Source organism: Paenibacillus sp. FSL M7-1046, assembly GCF_038007405.1.
In the GTDB taxonomy this organism is placed as follows: Bacteria; Bacillota; Bacilli; order Paenibacillales; family Paenibacillaceae; genus Paenibacillus_AQ.
In genome coordinates this window covers 7,129,801-7,147,687 of record NZ_JBBOXB010000001.1, presented here as the reverse complement: position 1 = coordinate 7,147,687, position 17,887 = coordinate 7,129,801, and the positions used below count along the sequence as shown (strand labels likewise).

Below are 17,887 nucleotides of genomic sequence, written 5' to 3'. Positions count from 1 at the left end.
TGAATGGACAGGAGGACGAAGGCGATGGACGGCAGGGACTGGGGAACTTTTTTGCTTCCATATGAACAGACTGTGGAGGAACTCAAGGTTAAATTCAAGACGATGCGCTCGGAGCTCAAGAAGAGAGAGGAATATACGCCGATCGAGTTCGTAACCGGACGCGTGAAGCGGCTGTCCAGCATTCTGGAGAAGGCCAAGCGGCTGAATGTGAAGATGGAAGATCTGGAGACAGGTATTGAGGATATCGCCGGCATACGCATCATGTGCCAATTCGTTGAGGATATCCGCAGAGTGGCAGAGTATATCCGTGCCCGCAAGGATCTTGAAGTGCTTTACGAGAAGGACTACATCACCAATTACAAGGAAAGCGGCTACCGCAGCTTCCATATGATTATTAAATATCCTGTTCAGACGGCTCTGGGGCAAAAGATTGTACTCGCCGAGATTCAAATCCGCACACTGGCGATGAATTTCTGGGCAACCATCGAGCATTCGCTGAACTATAAATACCGTGAAAGCCTGCCCGATGAAATGCGGGTGCGGCTTAAGACGGCGGCAGAGGCCGCTTCCATACTGGACAGTGAAATGTCCAGCATCCGTGAAGAAATTCTGGAGGCTCAAAAAACCTTCGAAGAAAATTCCAATATGACGACTCAATTGCTCAAGGCGATTCATCAATTGTATTTCTATCATCTGGTGAACGAGGCGATTGAAAGCCAGGAACGTTTCAATGTGATCTGGCAGGCCCAGGATATGGATGCGATGAAGGAATTGCTGGACCATGTGCGTGAGCTGCTCTCTAATGCGAAGAAGGACAGTCTGCCGGATGGTCTATGAACCGCTCTATCTGGCGTACCTGGTCTATTTCAATAGAGACAGAGATTATTTCGAATGTCATGAGGTGCTTGAAGAGCTGTGGCTGGCCAAAGACCGTGATCCGCTGTACAAAGCACTTCTTCAGGTAGCGGTCGGGTTGTATCATTTCCGCAACGGGAATGTGCGCGGCGGGAGGATTATGCTGGGCGGGGCACATATTGTGCTGCAGAAGTATCCGGATGAAACACTGGGAATTCATCTTGCGAAGCTTGTACAGGAGACTGGTCAGTATGTCCGCAAGCTGGAAGGTTATGATGAACAGCCGTTTCCCTATTATGATCTGACCCTTGAAATTGCAGATCCCGGCCTGGAAGAGGCTGTAAAGATTGCAGCTGCCCGGATTATACCCAACTTGCCGCAGCGCAGGGGGCCCCAGCGGCCGGCTCACTCACCGCACCGCAAATGAAGCAATAAATACAGCAAGACAACAAGGAGCACTCCACCGGGGTGTTCCTTGAATTCTTCATTCCTACATTCAGAAACAAAAAGCAGGAGGAAAGCAACATGGCGGCACAATTGCCCGGCTCGTTCACGCAGCGGATGAAAGAACTGTTGGGAACGGAGTATGAACAATTTGCGGAGACCTACAAGGAAACTCCTTATGGCGGCATCCGCGCCAATACCTTGAAAATATCGGTGAAGGACCTGCTGGCGCTAGCACCTTTTGAGCTGGAGCCGATTCCCTGGTGTCCGACCGGATTCTATACCGGGGAAGGCGCCAGACCTGGCAAACATCCGTATTACCATACCGGCCTGTATTATATTCAGGAGCCGAGTGCAATGGCTCCTGTGGAGCTGCTTGATGTGCAGCCAGGTGACCGGGTGCTGGATTTATGTGCCGCACCGGGCGGCAAATCTACGCAGATCGCCGCTAAGCTGCAAGGCGAAGGTCTTCTGGTCAGCAATGATCTTCATCCGGAGCGGACCAAGGCTTTGGCCAAAAATTTGGAGCTTTACGGTGTCCGCAATGGCATTGTACTGAATGAAAGCCCGGAACGGATCGCAGCGGCATTCCCCGGGTTCTTTGACCGGATTCTAATCGACGCGCCATGCTCCGGTGAAGGCATGTTCCGCAAGGATGAAGACATGGTGAAGCAGTGGGAGCCGGGAACGCCGGAGAAATATGCGGCGATGCAGCGGGACATTCTTGTCTCTGCCGCTGCGGCGTTGAAGCCCGGCGGGACATTGGTCTATTCGACCTGCACGTTTGCAGTAGAAGAGAATGAGGGGACGATAGCCGATTTTCTGGCCGCACATCCCCGGTTCTCACTGGTTCCGGCAGGCGGCACAGGCTCTTTCGCCCCGGGGTTCGGCGAATTGCCGGAGACGGCCCGGCTGTGGCCGCATAAGGTCAAGGGCGAGGGGCATTTCATGGCCGTGCTGCGCCATGATGGAGGCCTCGTTCCGGAAGAGGAAGGCGGAGACCGGGACATTGCGCTTGGGATCGCTGCGCGGAGCAAGTCAGGCAAAGCATCACCTTCAGCTAAAGCAGCTGGAGGCAAAACAGAAAGAGGACGCGGCGGCAAAGGCGGCCGTGCATTTGGCAAATCCGGCAACGGCTCCGGCAGAGAACAGCAAAGCATAGGAGAAGAGGCACTGCTTGCCGCTTATGCCGATTTCTTCAAGGAGCAGCTCGGCTGGCAGCCTGCGGGATATCCCGTATGGTTCGGCGAACATTTGTACATCTCGCCATTGCCGAAGGAAGCCTTGGATGGACTGAAGACGATCCGTCCAGGCTGGTATGCGGGCCATGTGCGCAGCGGCCGGTTTATTCCCGGGCATCCGCTCGCTACCGCCCTGCACCCGGAGGAGAGTTGCCGCAGTCTTTCCCTGTCCGGCAGCAGCGGTGAGGCGGTCTCCTATCTTAAAGGCGAAACGTTGTCCATTCCGGCAGAACGACTGTCTGTGAAGTCAGGCAGTGTACTCAAAGGGTATGTGCTGGTCTGTATCGACGGGTACAGCGCAGGTTGGGCGAAGTGGCAGGACGGAATGCTGAAGAATGAATATCCGGCTGGCTGGAGGTGGACATAGGCATGGGGGCATCGGGAAATAACGCTAAGAAACAACGGATCGATAAAGTGCTGTCCCATATGGGCGCAGGTTCCCGCAGTGACATCCGCAAGCAGGCGAAGCAGGGGTTGATTACTGTTAATGGGATTGTGGTAAAGGATAGCGGGTTTCATGTTGACCCCTATCTTGACAGGGTAGAGCTCAATGGGGAGCCGATTCTGTACCGCGAGCATATCTATCTGATGATGAACAAGCCCCCGGGCGTCTTGTCTGCTACAGAAGACAAACGGGACCGGACTGTTCTTGATTTATTGAAGCCGGCGTATGCGCAGTTCGAGCCGTTTCCGGTCGGGAGACTGGACAAGGATACGGTTGGACTGCTGCTGCTTACCAATGACGGCAAGCTCGCCCATGAGCTGCTGTCCCCGCGAAAACATGTGCCGAAGACGTATGAGGCTATCGTGGAGGGCGAAGTAGACGCAACGGATGTGGCTGCATTTGCCGCCGGTGTGGAGCTGGAAGATGGTTATGTGACTCTCCCGGCACAGCTGAGTATCCTTGGCAGGGAGCGCGGCGGCAAAATCACCTCACAAATCTCCCTAACCATTACCGAAGGGAAATTCCATCAGGTGAAGCGGATGTTTATTGCGGTAGGCAAAAAAGTGACGTTTCTGAAGCGGGTGTCTATGGGGGAGTTGAAGCTGGACGAAAGCCTGCCATTGGGCGCTTGCCGGGAGTTGACGGCAGAAGAGCTGAGTCTGCTTGGTGCAGACGGCCGGGAAACATGAGAAATAGCCCCGCTGCTGATTTAATACCGGCTTAATTAAAGTACGTGTCTTAGTTGACGGGTGTTTTGTAAGCTTGCAAATATAGATATAAAAGACAGACAAGGATGGTGGGGTATGAGATACAAACTGATTGCGCTGGATGTAGACGGAACACTGTTGAATGATGATCACCACTTAAGTGATGAGAACAAAGAGGCAATTGCTGAGGTTACGCGGCTAGGCGGCCAGATAGTATTATGCACAGGCCGCAGCCCGCAGAACTCGATTCCATTTATGGAAGAAATGGGCCTGTCGGGGTATGTGCTGGGCCACAACGGAGCGGCGACGGTCCGTGTCAATGACCGCAAAGTGCTGCATCAATTCGGGCTGGATGCCCGTGGACTCGACCCTTACATTGATTATTGCCGGCAGCATGATATCCATTTCGATGTTAATACCGCTTTTGATATGTACGTCGATAATGTGGAGAATCTGACCCAAGAGGCTAATTTTATGTACGAGCACTTCCGGATTATACCTGCTTCACTGCCGGCCTGGGATGATTTTCGTGAACCGATTGTGAAATTTACGGTTTTCACCCAGTCGGACATTCTGGATGAAGCACAGCGTGAATGGGGCACTTGGACGCAGCAGTACAACATTTTGCGCAGTGGCGAATTTTTTGTAGACTTCATGCATCCCGAGGCTTCCAAGGGGAATGCGCTGAAGAATCTGGCTGTGCAGCTTGGGATTCCTCAGGAGGAAGTCTTATCAATCGGGAATTATTATAATGATATTTCGATGCTTACCTACGCTGGACTGGGTGTTGCGATGGACAATTCACCACTCGAGGTCAAAGCAGCGGCAAACGCGGTTACTGGAACCAACAACGACAGCGGGGTCCGTGACGCGCTGGTGAAGTACTGCCTATCGTAATACTTGAGTAAGTATGAAGTAAGAGTGTGAAGTGTGAAACTAAGTGTGGAAGCATAGACTAGTGCCCTGAGGCGCTGGTTTATGCTTTTTTTTCTGCTTATTTGATCTGCTTTATCCAATCTGCGATCACAGATAAAACATTGCTAGATATAAACAGCCGTGAACTAGAAATGCAAAAAAGCGGCTGCACCGCCCCTTAAAGGGACGACGGGCCGCTTGGTACCACTGTGCGTTGCTGCTCGATCGGAATTAGACAAACAACGAACGGGAAATGATGACAAGTAAAATAAAGAGCACCAAAATCGCACCGGTCGATGTGAAGCCTGGATGTGCACCCATGTCTGATTCCTCCCTTAACTCATGTCTAGTTCCCATGCCGCGCAGTTATGCTGCGGCGTCCTTGGGATAATGTCATCATATGCCGGGGGAGGCATCAGGAACTGGTTAGTTGCCTATTGCTCGTCAATATGGGCTTTTAAGATCCGGAGCCCTTTGGGCAGGTGGTTCTTCAGTTGACCGGAGCTGGCTTTGCCCCAGCCAACGGGAAGTCCATCAACGGTGACCAGTGTCCAGCCATGCAGCTCAGCCGGAACCGGCAGGCTCTCCCCGCGCAGCCAGGCCAGAATTTCATGACTATCGGCCGGAAGGTCCCAGCTACGTGCAGCTTGACTGGGCTGAAGAGACATTGCCAGAGCATGGGCCGGTTCGATCCGGTTTTTCTTCAGATGGGCCACATGCAGCCCGGCCCGCGGGATTTTGAGGCCTTCGAGCAGACCGGTATGCAGGCTATCGTTAAATGTCTCCGGGAGCAGGTACAAGGATTCTCCAAAGAGCAGAGGTACACCCTGGCCGGTGAATCCTGGCAGATGCTCCGCTGCCCAGCCCAGAAACTGCTGGTAAGCATCGCGCACGGAGGAGGTTGTTCGCGGGCTATTTTTGCCCCGTCCGCTGCCCCGTTTACTGCGGCTATTTGCAGTTTCTTCTGCAGGTGCCTTGCGCAGCAGGGCGACGAAATGTCCTTCGCCTTTCTCCAGATGCGGCCAGAGGCGTTTCCCGGCAATCAGCTCCATATCGGGATAGTGCTCTATAAACCGGGCGATGGTATCTTCATTCTCGCTGCGGTTGAAGGTACAGGTCGAATACGCCAGGCTGCCGCCCGGTTTCAGCATGATATAGGCATCCTGCAAAATATCCCATTGTCTTGCCGCACACATCTCGACATGGCCCGGAGACCATTCGCTTACAGCAGCGGGATCTTTGCGGAACATACCTTCACCAGAACAGGGGGCATCCAGCATAATCCGGTCGAAGACCTGCGGGAAACGCCGTGACAGCTCCCCTGGAGCTGCACTGGTCACCAGTGCGTGGGAGATGCCGTGGCGTTCGACGTTTTCGGCCAGAATTTTGGCCCGCTCGGGGTGGATCTCATTGGACACAAGCAGACCTTGTCCCTGCATTAGAGAGGCGATATGTGTCGTCTTTCCGCCGGGAGCGGCGGCAAGATCCAGCACCGTCTCACCGGGAAGCGGCCCCAACAGCTCGGCCGCGGACATTGCCGAGGGCTCCTGAATATAATATAGTCCGGCGGTGTGGTAGGGATGCCGTCCGGGCCGGGCCGGATGTTCGTAGTAATACCCTGAGGGGCACCAAGGTACCGGTGTAAGGCCGAATAAGGAAACCGCATGTTCGGCAGCGCGGATGCCGGTTCCAAGCTGGCTTTTTAAAGTGTTGAATCGCAGACCCTGGGTCCGCAGCAAAGTATAGCTTTGCAGAAAAGCGTCCGCCTCCTGCCCCAGCATTTCTCTCATGGCAGTGGTATAAGCGGCGGGCAGCTGTTCTTCCGTCATCATTCATTCTCCTCTTGTCAAAATCAATTCAGGCTCAAGCGTTCTTCTTGGTTGCTGTTTCAGGTGGATACCGATAAAATCAAGGTAGGGGACCTTAGCGTACCAGTAATTGTACATATTTATTACTATATCATAATTGCCGGGTCTCACTGTAATCAGGGCAATTGTAAAGGGGATGTACCAGATGAACTTGCTGCAAGCGCTATTCTTCCCGCCGGAACAGCCCGGTGGTGTTTCTTCAATGATTCCTTATCTCCAGGAACGTTTCCGTTCCAGCCGCTGGGATATGGATCTCTTCTGGTTGCCCAAACGGATTCGCGGCAAGGGGCGCGAAGAGATTGTATTTGAGACCTTTGATTGGACTAAGTATGGCGAAAGTCCGGTTGTACAAAAATATATTCAGACCTACCGCGATTATATATGGTGGACGAAGCTGCGGATGAGCAAAAAGTATGATCTGATCCATGCCCATCATCCGATTGCCGGTCTGGCGATGAAAAAGATCTATCCGGAAATCCCGCTGATCCAAACCCTGCATTCCAGCTATGAACGTGAGCTGATTCTGAATGGAATCATTGAAGAAGGCGGTCCGGAGCATCAATTTCTTGTCTCGGTATACCGTGAGCTGGAGCATGTCAGTGACCGCCTGATGACGGTTTCACGCTCTTTTGCCGATTATTTAGCGCCATATATTGACCAGCCCTCGAGCGTTGGCGTCATTCCAAACGGCTTCGATGAGAAAAGATTCAAGCCTGTTCCGCATGACAACAGCATCCCGCAATTGGTGACCGTAACCCGGCTTGTACCGGCCAAAGGGATAGATACGTTGTTTAAAGCTTGTGCCGAGCTGAACAAACGGGGCCATGAGTATGTGCTGCACATCATTGGGGATGGTCCCAGCCGCGGTGAGCTGGAGTCATTAGCCCAGAATCTGGGCATTTATAATGAGACGATTTTTTACGGATACACTTTGCATCCGGAAGAATTCATGCCTTTTTTTGATATTTTTGTACTCCCTTCACGCGCGGAGGCTTTTGGCTCGGTGTTTGCGGAGGCGGCGCTCAGCTGTCTGGCTCTTGTCGGCACGAATGTGGGAGGGATTCCGGAACAAATTGAGGACGGGGTGAACGGACTTCTGGTCAATCCTGACGATGAGGTGGCATTGGCGGATGCGCTGGAAAAAGTAATCAGCGATCCGGGTTACCGCTATGAGCTGTCCCGTTCGGCTTGGGATAAAGCAAAAAGCCTGTATTCGCTGACCCGGGTGGCCAATGAGCTCAAAAAAACCTATCTGCAATATCAGCCGGGAACGAAAGGGTGAGCAGATGATTCCTTTTCGTTTCCTGCATGCCGCGGATCTGCACCTAGACAGCCGTTTTTCCGGATTGGCGCAGCTTCCGCAGGCTATACGCTCCTATTTACGGGAGTCCACCTTCGCCGCCCTCGGGCGGCTTGTTAACGTAGCCGTTCATGAAGAAGTTGATTTTGTGGTCATCAGCGGGGATGTGTATGATATCTCCGATGCTTCGCTGCAGGGCCAGCTGCGGTTTCAGGAAGCGTTGCAGGAATTGGGAAGGCATGGCATCCAGGTCTTTCTGATTCATGGCAACCATGATCCGCTCGACGGGCCGCGTCTGGCAACAGAACCGCCAGAGCATGTTACTGTATTTAGTTCCGGAGAGCCGGGACAGGCCATCGCCCGCCGCCGGAGCGACGGGAAGGAGGCTGCTGTGGTCAGTGGAATTTCCTATCCAACAGCAAAGGTAACGGAGAATACTGCCTTGAAATTTAGCCGCAGGACGGGAAGCAGCCTGTTTCATATTGCGCTGCTGCATGGCAACGTGGATGGGGATCTTCAGCACGAAACCTATTCCCCCTGCACCCGCAAGGATTTGATCAGCCGGGGATTCGACTATTGGGCGCTGGGACATATACATAAACGCAGTATTCTGCATGAGCGTCCGTCTATAGTGTATCCGGGCAATATCCAGGGCCGCAGCATTAAAGAGACCGGACCCAAAGGTTGTTATGTAGTGGATGTGGATGAAGCAGGATCTGCATCTCTCCAGTTTCATGAACTGGATTCCGTCCGCTGGCAGGTGCGGGAGATTTCCATTGAAGGCTTAGCGGATGAGGTGAAATGGGTTGAAGCTGTCGAGCAGGCAGTTGAGGAAATCAGGAATGGGCTTCCGCAAATGATGTCGGTTGTGCGCTTTCGGCTTACGGGCAGGGGAGGCGTGCACAGGATATTGGCAGAAAAGGGTGCAGCGGATGATTTGCTCTCTGAGCTGCAGCGGCGTGAAGCGAAACGTGCGGAGCGGAAAGAATATGCCGGTCTCGTGTGGACCGAGGGTTTCTCGGTGGAAACGGGTCTGGCGATAGACCGGGAAAGCCTGCTGCGGGAAGATAGCTTCCTGGGTGAAATGCTGAGGCTGTCGGGGCGCAGCGGGGAGACGACGGAAGGACTGGATGAACTGATCGGAAGTGCATTGAAGCCGCTCATGGAGAACCAGGAGCTCCGCAGACTGCTGTCCTCGGCAGATGAAGAGGAGAAACGGGGCTGGCTGAAAAGCGCGTCAGAGCTGGGGATTACACTGCTTAGCGGGGTGGAAGAGACCGCTGAGGGGGAGAAAGCAGACATCAGACTGCCAGGTGCAACGGATACAGCCAGCGAAGGGACCGGGCATTCTACCAACCGGCAGGAGCGGGGGAGTACAGGATGAAGATACAGCATGTGCAGATCGGAGGCTTCGGGCGTCTGCATAACCGGGAACTGGAGCTGCAGGAGGGCGTAACCGTTCTGTTTGGACGTAATGAGGCTGGTAAAAGTACTACGATGCAGTTCATCCGGGCGATGCTTTTTGGGATCCCGACCAGGGTGAATCTGGCGGAAAGGTATGAGCCGACACAGGGTGGTCTGCATGGCGGCATGCTGACGGCGAATGACGAGCAGGGAGGCCTATGGAGAATCCGCCGTTACGCCGCAGGTGGAGAGACGGCGGGACGCAGCGAAAAGCTGAATATTACTGTCAGCTATCCGGATGGACGGTCTGAGGAAGTGGGGCAAGCGGAAATGGAGCGCCGTCTGCTCTGCGGCATTTCCAGAAGCATGTTCCGGCAGCTGTTTGCCGTATCGCTGGACGAGCTTCAGGAGCTTGGGGCACTGCAGTCCGAGGAGATGAGCAGCTATTTATTCCATGCCGGGATGGGCGGCGGCGGCGAAATTATGCGGGCCGAGCGGCGATTGATTCAGGAAGCCGAGAAGCTGTATAAGCCGCGCGGCAAAGTGCAGGATGCGGCCAAAATCCTGCAAAGCATCGACAAGCTGGAACGTGAAATGGCTGAGAGCCGTTCTTATCTTCCCCGGTATAATGAGAATACTGCAGCTTTGGATAATGCGCAGCTGGAGCTGGCGAGGCTGGAAAAGTTGCGGACTTCCACCGGGGAGATGCTGGTCAAACTGCGGAAGGTGCAGGACATCCGCGAGCTGTGGCTGAAGTGGCGGGAAGCGGGGCTGGAGCTGGCAGAGCTGCCGGTGATTGAGGTCTTTCCGGAGAACGGTGCAGTTCGCTGGCAGTCCCTTGAAGGGGAGATCCGCAGTAGCGAAGCAGCGGTATTCCGCATGGAGCGTCTGGAGCAGGAGCTTATCGCTGAGCTTGCCCAACATCCGCCGGATCTGTTGCTGATTGCTCAAGGCCCGGCACTTGAGCGTCTGGACCGCCGGCGTTCCAGTTATGAGGACCGGAGGGCGGAACGGCAGCGTCTCACGGGCGAGCTTGCTGCGCTGCATGAGCATCTGGAGCGCATCCTGCGCGGGATTGGCGCAGGCTGGAGCCTAGCCGAGCTGGCGGACTTCTCCGGTGCGGCGGCGGATCGTGAAGCCGCACGGCGCTTCGCGGCATCCTTCGCCGGGTATGACCGGCGAATGGAAGCGCGTGAGGCGGAGCGGCAGAGCCTCCGCTCCCGTCTCGCCGCCGCGGGCGCTGCGCTGCAGGCGGCGGAACGTTCGCTTGCGCGCGAGCACGCAAGCGGCGCCGCAGACTTCGCGGGCCTCGCCCCGCGCAGCCCGCGTGAAGTGCTGCAGCTGTGGGACGAGCTGCAGCAGGCCGCCGAGCGCTGGCGCGAAGCGCAGCTCGGCGGGGCAGGGCCGCTGCGCGGCTCCGGCGCGGGAGAGCGCCGGGCTGCGCTGTACCGGCGCTTGCTTGCGGCAGGCGCAGCGCTGACGCTGCTGCTGCCGGCTGCGCTGTACCTGACCGGTGCGCCGCCGGTCAGCGCCTGGACCGCGCTCGGCCTGCTGGCCGCCGCGGACCTCGCCCTGTGGGCCGGTCTGCACGCCGCGCGCAGACCGGGAACGTCCCCGCCGGAGCATGGCGGGGACGGGAGCGTGGCCGCAGCGGAGATGCTGCGGCTGCGCGGGCTGCTGCTCTCCGCTGCGGAGCCGGAGAGTGCTTTAAGCCGGCCGGGCCGCAGGCCGGCGGCAGCGCCCAGCCCTGAAGCAAGCGGGCTGGAGGCTGGCATGAAGGAGCTTCGCAGGCTCATGGAAGCCTGGAATGCCTGGCGGCAGCGTGTGGAACGGCTGTCCGGGGAGCGGGAAACCTGCCTGACAGAGGTAGAGACACTCTCCGGGCAGGAGCGGGCGCTGGCCGAAGAGATGGACCGTGCAGAGGCTGAATTTACCCATCTGGATGAGAGCTATGAAACATGGCTGCGCCAGCATAGATTGCCGGAAGGCTTGTCGCCCGAAGGGCTGCCGGATATATTCGCCAGAGTGGAGCAGGGGAACGAGCTGCTGCGCCAGGAGAGTAAGCTGGCGGCACGGCTTAAGGAGCTGCAAGAAGAGTGTGCTGCTTATGAGCAAGAATGCCTGAATTTATGGCATGAGGCAGCGCCGGGGGGCGAACTGTCATCAGCTGCCGCCGACAACACTGCAGCAAGCACAGCAGATCCCTCGGGTTTGCTGCCATTCGTAAATACTGAGGTTTTATTCCTGAACGATACAGCAAGTACAGGTAATACACGGGTTCTGCCATTAATAGAACCTGTCGCTGGAACTGCCGCACTCACTTTGCTGAGCTGGCTGGAGATCAGAAAGCGGGATTGGGACCAGCTCAAGACGGAACTGCTCCGCCGGGAAGCTGCCCAAGAGCGGCTGCATGAAGTACAGGTGGAGCTTGCCGGGGGCCGTCAAGCACTTGAGGTATTGAATGAGCGCAGCGGCAGATTGCTGCAGGAGGGCGGTGCTACGGACGGCGAGGAATTTCTGCGCCGTTCGTCAGCCGTGCAGCGGCGTCTGGAGCTGACCAGATCGATCCGCCAGTGGGAGCTGGCCATGTTCGGCGGATGGGAGAACGGGGAAGCGGTTGAACTACAGAAGCTGCTGGAGCATCATGATGCTGCTGCGCTGGAGCGGGAACGGTCAGCAGCGGAGGATACTGCGGCAAATATTGAGGAAGAACGCAATGCGCTGCTTCAGCACCGGGGCAAACTGCTGCAGGAGCGCGAGTATTTGAAGGAGCGCTGCCTGGAAGACACAGTCCTCCAGCAGTTGGAGGAGCAGCGGGCGGCACTGAAGCTTCTGGCCGGACAGTATGCTGTATCAGCCTTGGCGGCCGAACTGATGGGAAGGACACGCCGCATCTACGAGCAGGAGAAGCAGCCGCAGGTACTGCAGCTGGCTTCGGCGTATTTCAACAAGCTGACGGAAGGGGAATACCTGAGAATCGTGATGACGCTTGGGCACAAGGAGTTGAAGGCGGAGCATAAGGATGCCGGGCTTCTGGACAGCGGACTGCTCAGCCGGGGAACGGCGGAACAGCTGTATCTGGCTATCCGTCTGGCCCTGGCAGAGACGATGACCCGCCAGGCCAGCCTGCCGCTGCTCTTCGATGACCTGTTCGTCAACTTTGATGAACGCCGCCTGCATGCGGCACTGGCACTGATCGGTGAATTGTCGGTTTCCCGGCAGATTGTCATGATGACCTGCCACCGGCATGTAGCCGAAGCGGCTGCACGTTTGATACCGGCAGCCGCTGTGATCTCTGTATAGAAGCTGTACGGCTGCGAACCAAGCGGCCGTACGGCTCTTTAAATTAAAAGAAATTATATGCTTTACGCTATAAATTATCCTTCTATTTCTCGCTGAAGTGGATTCATCCGGAGGGAATAGTTGCTTCATCCTTCCAGCTGTTATTTCCGTGTGATCCGAATCACCGGTTTGACAGCTACAATGGTGATGGCTTTGCCTTCCGGGCCGGAAGGGTCAGCTATCCGGGGCGGAGGAGACATAGGCGCGCGCAGCAGCATAATAACCCAGACTAGCGCCAAGGCACCGAATATAGGGTAGAAAACTCCCAATAGTGAGCTGAAGCCAAATTGGCTGAATAAATAACAGATCAGCATCAGCAGGGGAGTGACGAGGGACGGGGCGATTGGCAAATGCTGTTTAAGCTGTACTCCGACTCCATAGATATTGGCCACAAAAGTGCTGAAGATTTCCAGAAAGATCAGCAGCAGATAAATGCTCTGCACAAGGGGGCCTAGCCGGAAGGCAATGCTGCCCATAGGGATTTCAAACTGCAGGATGCCAGGCATTTGCGAGCTCATGGCAAAATGAGCGGCCAGCAGCATGAACCCGATCCCTGCCCCGCCGAGGATGCCGCCCCGCACCAGGGATTTTTCTTCATCGGTATGGCGGGCCAGCGGAACAAGCACGGCTTGGGCCATCCCGAGGTTGAAGGCGGTATAGAGCAGCGGCGACATCCACGCCCCGAAGATGCTGCGATCGGTTTCAAGGAACAGAAAGCGCCCTGCTCCCGGCACACCGAGCGTATTGGAAATGATGATTAGCGACAAAGTAAGCATTAAGGGCACGACAACACTGTTGATTTGCAGGATACCGGAAATTCCGCGTTTCAGTAAAAAGTATGAGCCGAATATTGTAATCAACAGACCTGCCTGGAACGGCAATCCCAGATTCTCCTGAAATATCGCCCCTGCCCCTGCCAGCATAATGCTGTTGACTGCGACGAGAACGATCAAGGTAAAGAGGCTGATGCTGCTGCCAACCCGCTCGCCGAAGAGATGGCGGTTAAAGTCTTCATAAGAATCGGCTTCGATGCGCCGGGCAATCACCATCATCTTGGTGCCCAGCCAAATAAAGAGCACCGTCGCGAGCAGAATGGTTAATACTGCCCAGTGGCCGTACCGGGTGAAAAACCGGAGGATTTCCTGGCCGGTGGCAAAGCCGGCGCCTACAATGGTGCCAATATAAGTGAAAGCGATTTGCAATGTGCGGACATGAGATTTCATGGCTCGCCTCCTTCAATGCTATGAATATAAAAAATGGGCACCGCCCGCAGGATTGCCTTGTGCAGTCCGTATAGTACAGGTTATGATGAGGAACAGAAGGACATGACTTCCGCCTAATGGCAAATGGGTGTATTAGAGTGGAATGTCTGAAATTATAAAGGGTAATGGAGGTTCAAAGTCATGGAAGTATTGAAACAGCGGATTTTGCAGGAAGGGGTCGTCGTTTCGGATCAGGTGCTGAAACTAGACGGTCTGCTCAACCATCAGGTGGATCCCATGCTGACGATGGAAATGGGACGGGAGTTTGCCGGGAGATTTGCGGACGCCGGAGTTACGCGGGTAGTTACCGTGGAGTCCTCGGGTATTGCCGTGGCATTTGCCACCGCTTATGAAATGAAGGTGCCGCTTGTATTTGCCCGCCGCAAAAAAACATTGCTCGCCGATCCTGATGCTTTGTGCGAAAGAGTACCATCGTTCACCAAGGGAATCGTTACTGATATTATGTTGTCCCGCCAGTATATCTCCCCGGATGATAAGATTCTTTTTATTGATGATATTATCGCCAATGGTGATGCAGCACGCGGACTGATCAAGATCATCCAGCGCTCGGGGGCCGAACTGGTGGGACTGGGCGTAGTAGTGGAAAAAAGCTTTCAGGCAGGAGCCCGCACCATCCGGGAACAGGGCATCCGTCTGGAGTCGCTGGTCAGAATTATGTCTCTAAGTGAAGGAACAATAGTCTTTGGCGACTAAGCAGTGGCAATTAATAGGTGTATAGCCTATTTTTAAAACATCTGCTTTTCACCCTATGACTTTTCCTTTATAATAAACATTAGACATAGGAGAGGAGGCGTCACAATGGGGAAAGAACCGGTGACAGAGCAATTCTTTATAGATAAATTATCCGAGGCCAAGGATCATTTCGAGCGTGCGCTGGATTGTAAACACACGGAGTTCGACGATCTGTATCCCTATATGATTGAACATCCTCAATTTTTCTGGTACAAACGTTATGTAGCCTGGTCGGAACTTTTGACAATCACAGGTTTGTGTAAAGAACTGGATTTCAACTGGAAACAGAACTTCAGTGATCATCAGGTTGAATATCTGGAAGAACGTGTGATGTCCGCTAAAGTTCTTGATTTCTGGTTTGAGAAGAATGAAGCGCTGATATAGTATCTTCATAAGACATACAGAATTGCTTTCTAGTAAGGAACTGAGGCCCAGATGATTTATCATTCGGGCCTTTTTCATGAGTGAATTGCGGGAGACAATGGACAAGCTAACTAACGGAGAGAGGGGAGTATTACCACATGATCAGTGATGAACAGTTGGATGCGTACCGGATATCCGGAGAGAAAATACGTGTCGTACGTGATGCGTTGGAGAGCAATGACGTCAAGGGTATTGTATTGGCCTGGGACGAGTCACAGGTAATGGTGCGCCGTCCCAATAAGCGGGTAGTGAAGCTTGACCGTAATTACGTGTATCAGCCTTTCTCGGAGCCTAGACAAGATCCGGACAATATATAAGCAACTCACAGCATGACAGCCCTTGTCCGGTTATGGATAAGGGCTGTCATTATTTATATACTTCATTATGCTATTAGATGGACATAGCCATCTGTTCGACGCTGTCTTCCTTAGGGAGAACAGTGAGCTCGGGATTTAATCCGAGATAAGCGCGCATGCGCAGCATCATTTCATTGCGGAATCCAGGCCACGGGATGTTGATCTCTCCCACATAACCGCGGCAGGCATATTGTGCTTCAACGCCGCGCTGATCCTGGCGGATGGTGGTGATCTTCAAATGATGTGAAGCCAGCTCACGGGTTACCTCTTGCAGCATTAGCGAGGTCTTCTTGGTTGCGCTGGACACCAGTTCCATGTAAAGCTGAGGCGTCTTAAACAGACCACTCTTGCCGATCACCCGGCAATCCCGTTCAAATACTTTATGAATAAACGTTAGCAGCAGATAGCTTCTGACAAGGGACAATTCGTCTTTGGTTATATCTTCAGGAATAGCTGGTGTGATTAGTGTACTTCTCTTGGTAGTCGCCATTATAAATCACCTCATTTATATTATGCGAACCTTTGTTCTTATTATACCTCTTGTTCATCAATAAAAGCAATATTTAACCAAAAATTAATGAAACCAATGAAAAATTAAAAAAGATTGACTCCGATTTCTCAGTATGATATGATCTATCTTGTGACCGCGAAAGCGAGTCATCATAATATGCGGTCATGGCGGAATTGGCAGACGCGCTGGCTTCAGGTGCCAGTGGTAGCAATATCGTGGAGGTTCGAGTCCTCTTGACCGCATCGTGCTTTACAAAGAAAACCCTTCCTAGGAAGGGTTTTTTCTTTTGTCTGGCTTAGTATATTTAGGCGAATTGAACGTGCCGCCAGCGTTAGTTGCCTTTTCTCCTGGCATGTGAACGTCTTTGTTCAGCTCTTATGGAGTATAAGAACCCGGGGCAAGAAAACAGGGATGCCTATTGATTTCAAGGAGTGAAAACGTTATTATATGACTATAAAGTCAAAAACGGTCATAGAGTATTAAGGAGGCGGCATGGCGAAGAAATTTAGCGATAAAGAAAAGGAGATCATACAGGAAAGGCTCCTAAGCAAGGCTGAGATATGCTGGGGAAAGTATGGAATTAAAAAAACCAGCGTGGACGAGCTCGTCAGAATGGCGGGGATATCAAAAGGTGCCTTTTATTTATTTTATCCATCAAAAGAACTGCTTTTTTTCGATGTTCTTAAAAACGTTGATAAACGTATAAAGAATGCAATGCTTGAAGCATTAAAAACCTCTAATGAGCCCCCAAAGCAGAGTTTTATCCAGGGTCTTAAGCAAATGTTTATAGAGGTCCAGAAAAACCCGTGGATTCTAAATCTTCAAAACGGTGATTACGAGCTTCTGATCCAAAAGCTGCCGGAAGAAACCGTTAAAGAACATCTATCGGATGACGAGGACGAAATCTCAATGCTCTTAAAGTACCTTGAGGTTGAATGTGATATAGGCTTTGTATCATCTGCTATGAGGGCGATATTTTTCACAGTACTTCATAAAAATGAGATTAGCGGAGAGCATCATGAAGAAGTGGTGCATTTCTTTATCGAAAGTCTTGCGGAGAGGATTTTTGAAGGGAGGGTGGAGCGATGAAGTCAATCTATAAAAGTCCCTTGGGTAAAGAAAAAATACTTCACATCTATGACAAGCTGCAATCCCGGCTGGATACGAAATTTGAGAGCAGATACGTGGATACGCGATTTGGCAAAACCCATATTTTAGTCGGGGGTGATGAAACGGCACCACCCTTAATCTGCTTTCATGGAGGAAATGTAGTAAATCCAATAACGCTCAAGTGGTTTGAACCTCTGTCTAAGATCTATCGTATTTTTGCGCCAGATACCATCGGACATCCGGGCAAAAGTGATGAAATCCGGCTCAATCCCAAAACAAATGAATATGCTGAGTGGGTTTGTGATTTTATGGATGGTCTGGGTCTAGCGAAGGCGAAATTTATTGGACCCTCGTACGGAGGCGGAATACTTATACGTTTAGCTGCCTACGCACCTGAGCGTATTGAAAAAGCAGTATTTCTTGTACCTTCAGGTATTGCGGGAGGTAAAATGACCGGCATGATGAGGAAGATACTTATTCCGCTCGCTGTATATAAAGTGATTTCTACCGATAGAAATTTATATAAGGCTTGTGCAGCAATGTTCGACGATGAAATCCATGAAGATTTGTTGTTGCAGATACAATACATATATGATTATGTCCGGTTGGAAACGGTATTTCCCAAGTATGCAACCAAGGAAGAATTGATGGCGTACACCGCACCTTCCTTACTAATTGTCGCTGATCAAGATATATTTTTCCCTGCTGAACAGGTTGTTCCAAGGTCGAAAGAGATTTTTAATCAGCTGCAAAAAATTATTGTCCTGGAAAATGCAAGCCATTTTCAAAACAACAGAAACCTTGAAACTATTATTAAGGAAATAGAGAATTTTTTTAAATAGTTCTGCCCGTATTAGCAGGCTCTTGATTTGGCAGTGATGCCATCAAGGGCCTTTTTTGTATTTATTAGAGTTATGAGGAAATGGAAAGTGTACTTTACATTGAAAAAGG

General features: G+C 52.8%; 17 protein-coding genes and 1 tRNA gene. 14 read left to right on the top strand and 4 right to left on the bottom strand.

Annotation, left to right across the window (positions count from 1 at the left end; all coding sequences use genetic code 11):
- The first annotated feature begins 24 nt into the window (after positions 1–24).
- The 5 genes from NYE29_RS32085 to NYE29_RS32065 all read left to right on the top strand — a co-directional run bounded on the left by NYE29_RS32085 (position 25) and on the right by NYE29_RS32065 (position 4,589).
- Positions 25–837, top strand: a complete 813-nt coding sequence (locus NYE29_RS32085; protein WP_038589698.1) for a GTP pyrophosphokinase — start codon at positions 25–27, stop codon at positions 835–837.
- On the top strand, positions 827–1,282 hold the full coding sequence (locus NYE29_RS32080) for a DUF309 domain-containing protein (RefSeq protein ID WP_340899864.1): 456 nt from the start codon (positions 827–829) through the stop codon (positions 1,280–1,282). The genes NYE29_RS32085 and NYE29_RS32080 overlap by 11 nt, the downstream gene beginning before the upstream one ends.
- Positions 1,283–1,380: 98 nt before the next feature.
- On the top strand, positions 1,381–2,907 hold the full coding sequence (locus tag NYE29_RS32075) for an RsmB/NOP family class I SAM-dependent RNA methyltransferase (RefSeq protein ID WP_340899141.1): 1,527 nt from the start codon (positions 1,381–1,383) through the stop codon (positions 2,905–2,907).
- A 2-nt stretch (positions 2,908–2,909) separates the two neighbouring features.
- Positions 2,910–3,674 (top strand): pseudouridine synthase, encoded by a 765-nt coding sequence (locus NYE29_RS32070; RefSeq protein ID WP_340899140.1) that lies wholly within the window; start codon positions 2,910–2,912, stop codon positions 3,672–3,674.
- A gap of 114 nt (positions 3,675–3,788) precedes the next feature.
- On the top strand, positions 3,789–4,589 hold the full coding sequence (locus tag NYE29_RS32065) for a Cof-type HAD-IIB family hydrolase (RefSeq protein WP_340899139.1): 801 nt from the start codon (positions 3,789–3,791) through the stop codon (positions 4,587–4,589).
- Between the two features lie 249 nt (positions 4,590–4,838).
- On the opposite strand, the gene NYE29_RS32060 is transcribed toward NYE29_RS32065, so the two are convergent.
- Together NYE29_RS32060 and NYE29_RS32055 are read right to left on the bottom strand one after the other, a co-directional pair.
- Positions 4,839–4,928, bottom strand: a complete 90-nt coding sequence (locus tag NYE29_RS32060; protein WP_218642532.1) for a YjcZ family sporulation protein — start codon at positions 4,926–4,928, stop codon at positions 4,839–4,841.
- Between the two features lie 113 nt (positions 4,929–5,041).
- Positions 5,042–6,436: an RsmB/NOP family class I SAM-dependent RNA methyltransferase gene (locus NYE29_RS32055; RefSeq protein WP_340899137.1), complete on the bottom strand. Its 1,395-nt coding sequence runs from the start codon at positions 6,434–6,436 to the stop codon at positions 5,042–5,044.
- 184 nt (positions 6,437–6,620) lie between these two features.
- Between NYE29_RS32055 and NYE29_RS32050 the strand changes: the two genes are divergently transcribed.
- The 3 genes from NYE29_RS32050 to NYE29_RS32040 are packed head-to-tail and all read left to right on the top strand — an operon-like array spanning position 6,621 to position 12,482.
- Positions 6,621–7,757 (top strand): glycosyltransferase family 4 protein, encoded by a 1,137-nt coding sequence (locus tag NYE29_RS32050; RefSeq protein WP_038589703.1) that lies wholly within the window; start codon positions 6,621–6,623, stop codon positions 7,755–7,757.
- Positions 7,708–9,159, top strand: coding sequence for a metallophosphoesterase family protein (locus tag NYE29_RS32045; protein ID WP_340899135.1), 1,452 nt, complete (start codon positions 7,708–7,710; stop codon positions 9,157–9,159). Before NYE29_RS32050 ends, NYE29_RS32045 begins: the two co-directional genes overlap by 50 nt.
- Complete coding sequence (locus NYE29_RS32040) at positions 9,156–12,482, top strand: AAA family ATPase (RefSeq protein ID WP_340899133.1); 3,327 nt, start codon at positions 9,156–9,158, stop codon at positions 12,480–12,482. Before NYE29_RS32045 ends, NYE29_RS32040 begins: the two co-directional genes overlap by 4 nt.
- Positions 12,483–12,622: 140 nt before the next feature.
- On the opposite strand, the gene NYE29_RS32035 is transcribed toward NYE29_RS32040, so the two are convergent.
- Complete coding sequence (locus tag NYE29_RS32035) at positions 12,623–13,744, bottom strand: YkvI family membrane protein (protein ID WP_076112334.1); 1,122 nt, start codon at positions 13,742–13,744, stop codon at positions 12,623–12,625.
- A gap of 180 nt (positions 13,745–13,924) precedes the next feature.
- On the opposite strand from NYE29_RS32035, the gene NYE29_RS32030 reads away from it, so the two are divergent.
- The 3 genes from NYE29_RS32030 to NYE29_RS32020 all read left to right on the top strand — a co-directional run bounded on the left by NYE29_RS32030 (position 13,925) and on the right by NYE29_RS32020 (position 15,276).
- Positions 13,925–14,497, top strand: a complete 573-nt coding sequence (locus NYE29_RS32030; protein ID WP_038589705.1) for a xanthine phosphoribosyltransferase — start codon at positions 13,925–13,927, stop codon at positions 14,495–14,497.
- Between the two features lie 105 nt (positions 14,498–14,602).
- Positions 14,603–14,920 (top strand): hypothetical protein, encoded by a 318-nt coding sequence (locus NYE29_RS32025; protein ID WP_038589706.1) that lies wholly within the window; start codon positions 14,603–14,605, stop codon positions 14,918–14,920.
- Positions 14,921–15,057: 137 nt separating this feature from the next.
- Positions 15,058–15,276: a hypothetical protein gene (locus NYE29_RS32020; protein WP_076112335.1), complete on the top strand. Its 219-nt coding sequence runs from the start codon at positions 15,058–15,060 to the stop codon at positions 15,274–15,276.
- A gap of 73 nt (positions 15,277–15,349) precedes the next feature.
- Here NYE29_RS32020 and NYE29_RS32015 read toward each other — a convergent pair whose 3' ends face one another.
- Complete coding sequence (locus tag NYE29_RS32015) at positions 15,350–15,805, bottom strand: hypothetical protein (protein ID WP_340899129.1); 456 nt, start codon at positions 15,803–15,805, stop codon at positions 15,350–15,352.
- A gap of 179 nt (positions 15,806–15,984) precedes the next feature.
- On the opposite strand from NYE29_RS32015, the gene NYE29_RS32010 reads away from it, so the two are divergent.
- From NYE29_RS32010 to NYE29_RS32000, 3 genes are all read left to right on the top strand, one after another.
- Positions 15,985–16,068: transfer RNA gene (locus NYE29_RS32010), tRNA-Leu, on the top strand.
- 250 nt (positions 16,069–16,318) lie between these two features.
- Entirely contained in the window at positions 16,319–16,915 is a 597-nt protein-coding gene (locus NYE29_RS32005; RefSeq protein ID WP_076112337.1) for a TetR/AcrR family transcriptional regulator, read from the top strand.
- Positions 16,912–17,778, top strand: coding sequence for an alpha/beta fold hydrolase (locus NYE29_RS32000; protein ID WP_340899128.1), 867 nt, complete (start codon positions 16,912–16,914; stop codon positions 17,776–17,778). The genes NYE29_RS32005 and NYE29_RS32000 overlap by 4 nt, the downstream gene beginning before the upstream one ends.
- Positions 17,779–17,887: the final 109 nt, after the last annotated feature.

Excerpts from the sequence above, each read along its gene's own strand:
- NYE29_RS32085 (WP_038589698.1), top strand. The coding sequence starts at position 25 with ATGGACGGCAGGGACTGGGGAACTTTTTTGCTTCCATATGAACAGACT.
- NYE29_RS32080 (WP_340899864.1), top strand. The coding sequence starts at position 827 with ATGGTCTATGAACCGCTCTATCTGGCGTACCTGGTCTATTTCAATAGA.
- NYE29_RS32075 (WP_340899141.1), top strand. The coding sequence starts at position 1,381 with ATGGCGGCACAATTGCCCGGCTCGTTCACGCAGCGGATGAAAGAACTG.
- NYE29_RS32070 (WP_340899140.1), top strand. The coding sequence starts at position 2,910 with ATGGGGGCATCGGGAAATAACGCTAAGAAACAACGGATCGATAAAGTG.
- NYE29_RS32065 (WP_340899139.1), top strand. The coding sequence starts at position 3,789 with ATGAGATACAAACTGATTGCGCTGGATGTAGACGGAACACTGTTGAAT.
- NYE29_RS32060 (WP_218642532.1), bottom strand. The coding sequence starts at position 4,928 with ATGGGTGCACATCCAGGCTTCACATCGACCGGTGCGATTTTGGTGCTC.
- NYE29_RS32055 (WP_340899137.1), bottom strand. The coding sequence starts at position 6,436 with ATGACGGAAGAACAGCTGCCCGCCGCTTATACCACTGCCATGAGAGAA.
- NYE29_RS32050 (WP_038589703.1), top strand. The coding sequence starts at position 6,621 with ATGAACTTGCTGCAAGCGCTATTCTTCCCGCCGGAACAGCCCGGTGGT.
- NYE29_RS32045 (WP_340899135.1), top strand. The coding sequence starts at position 7,708 with ATGAGCTCAAAAAAACCTATCTGCAATATCAGCCGGGAACGAAAGGGT.
- NYE29_RS32040 (WP_340899133.1), top strand. The coding sequence starts at position 9,156 with ATGAAGATACAGCATGTGCAGATCGGAGGCTTCGGGCGTCTGCATAAC.
- NYE29_RS32035 (WP_076112334.1), bottom strand. The coding sequence starts at position 13,744 with ATGAAATCTCATGTCCGCACATTGCAAATCGCTTTCACTTATATTGGC.
- NYE29_RS32030 (WP_038589705.1), top strand. The coding sequence starts at position 13,925 with ATGGAAGTATTGAAACAGCGGATTTTGCAGGAAGGGGTCGTCGTTTCG.
- NYE29_RS32025 (WP_038589706.1), top strand. The coding sequence starts at position 14,603 with ATGGGGAAAGAACCGGTGACAGAGCAATTCTTTATAGATAAATTATCC.
- NYE29_RS32020 (WP_076112335.1), top strand. The coding sequence starts at position 15,058 with ATGATCAGTGATGAACAGTTGGATGCGTACCGGATATCCGGAGAGAAA.
- NYE29_RS32015 (WP_340899129.1), bottom strand. The coding sequence starts at position 15,805 with ATGGCGACTACCAAGAGAAGTACACTAATCACACCAGCTATTCCTGAA.
- NYE29_RS32005 (WP_076112337.1), top strand. The coding sequence starts at position 16,319 with ATGGCGAAGAAATTTAGCGATAAAGAAAAGGAGATCATACAGGAAAGG.
- NYE29_RS32000 (WP_340899128.1), top strand. The coding sequence starts at position 16,912 with ATGAAGTCAATCTATAAAAGTCCCTTGGGTAAAGAAAAAATACTTCAC.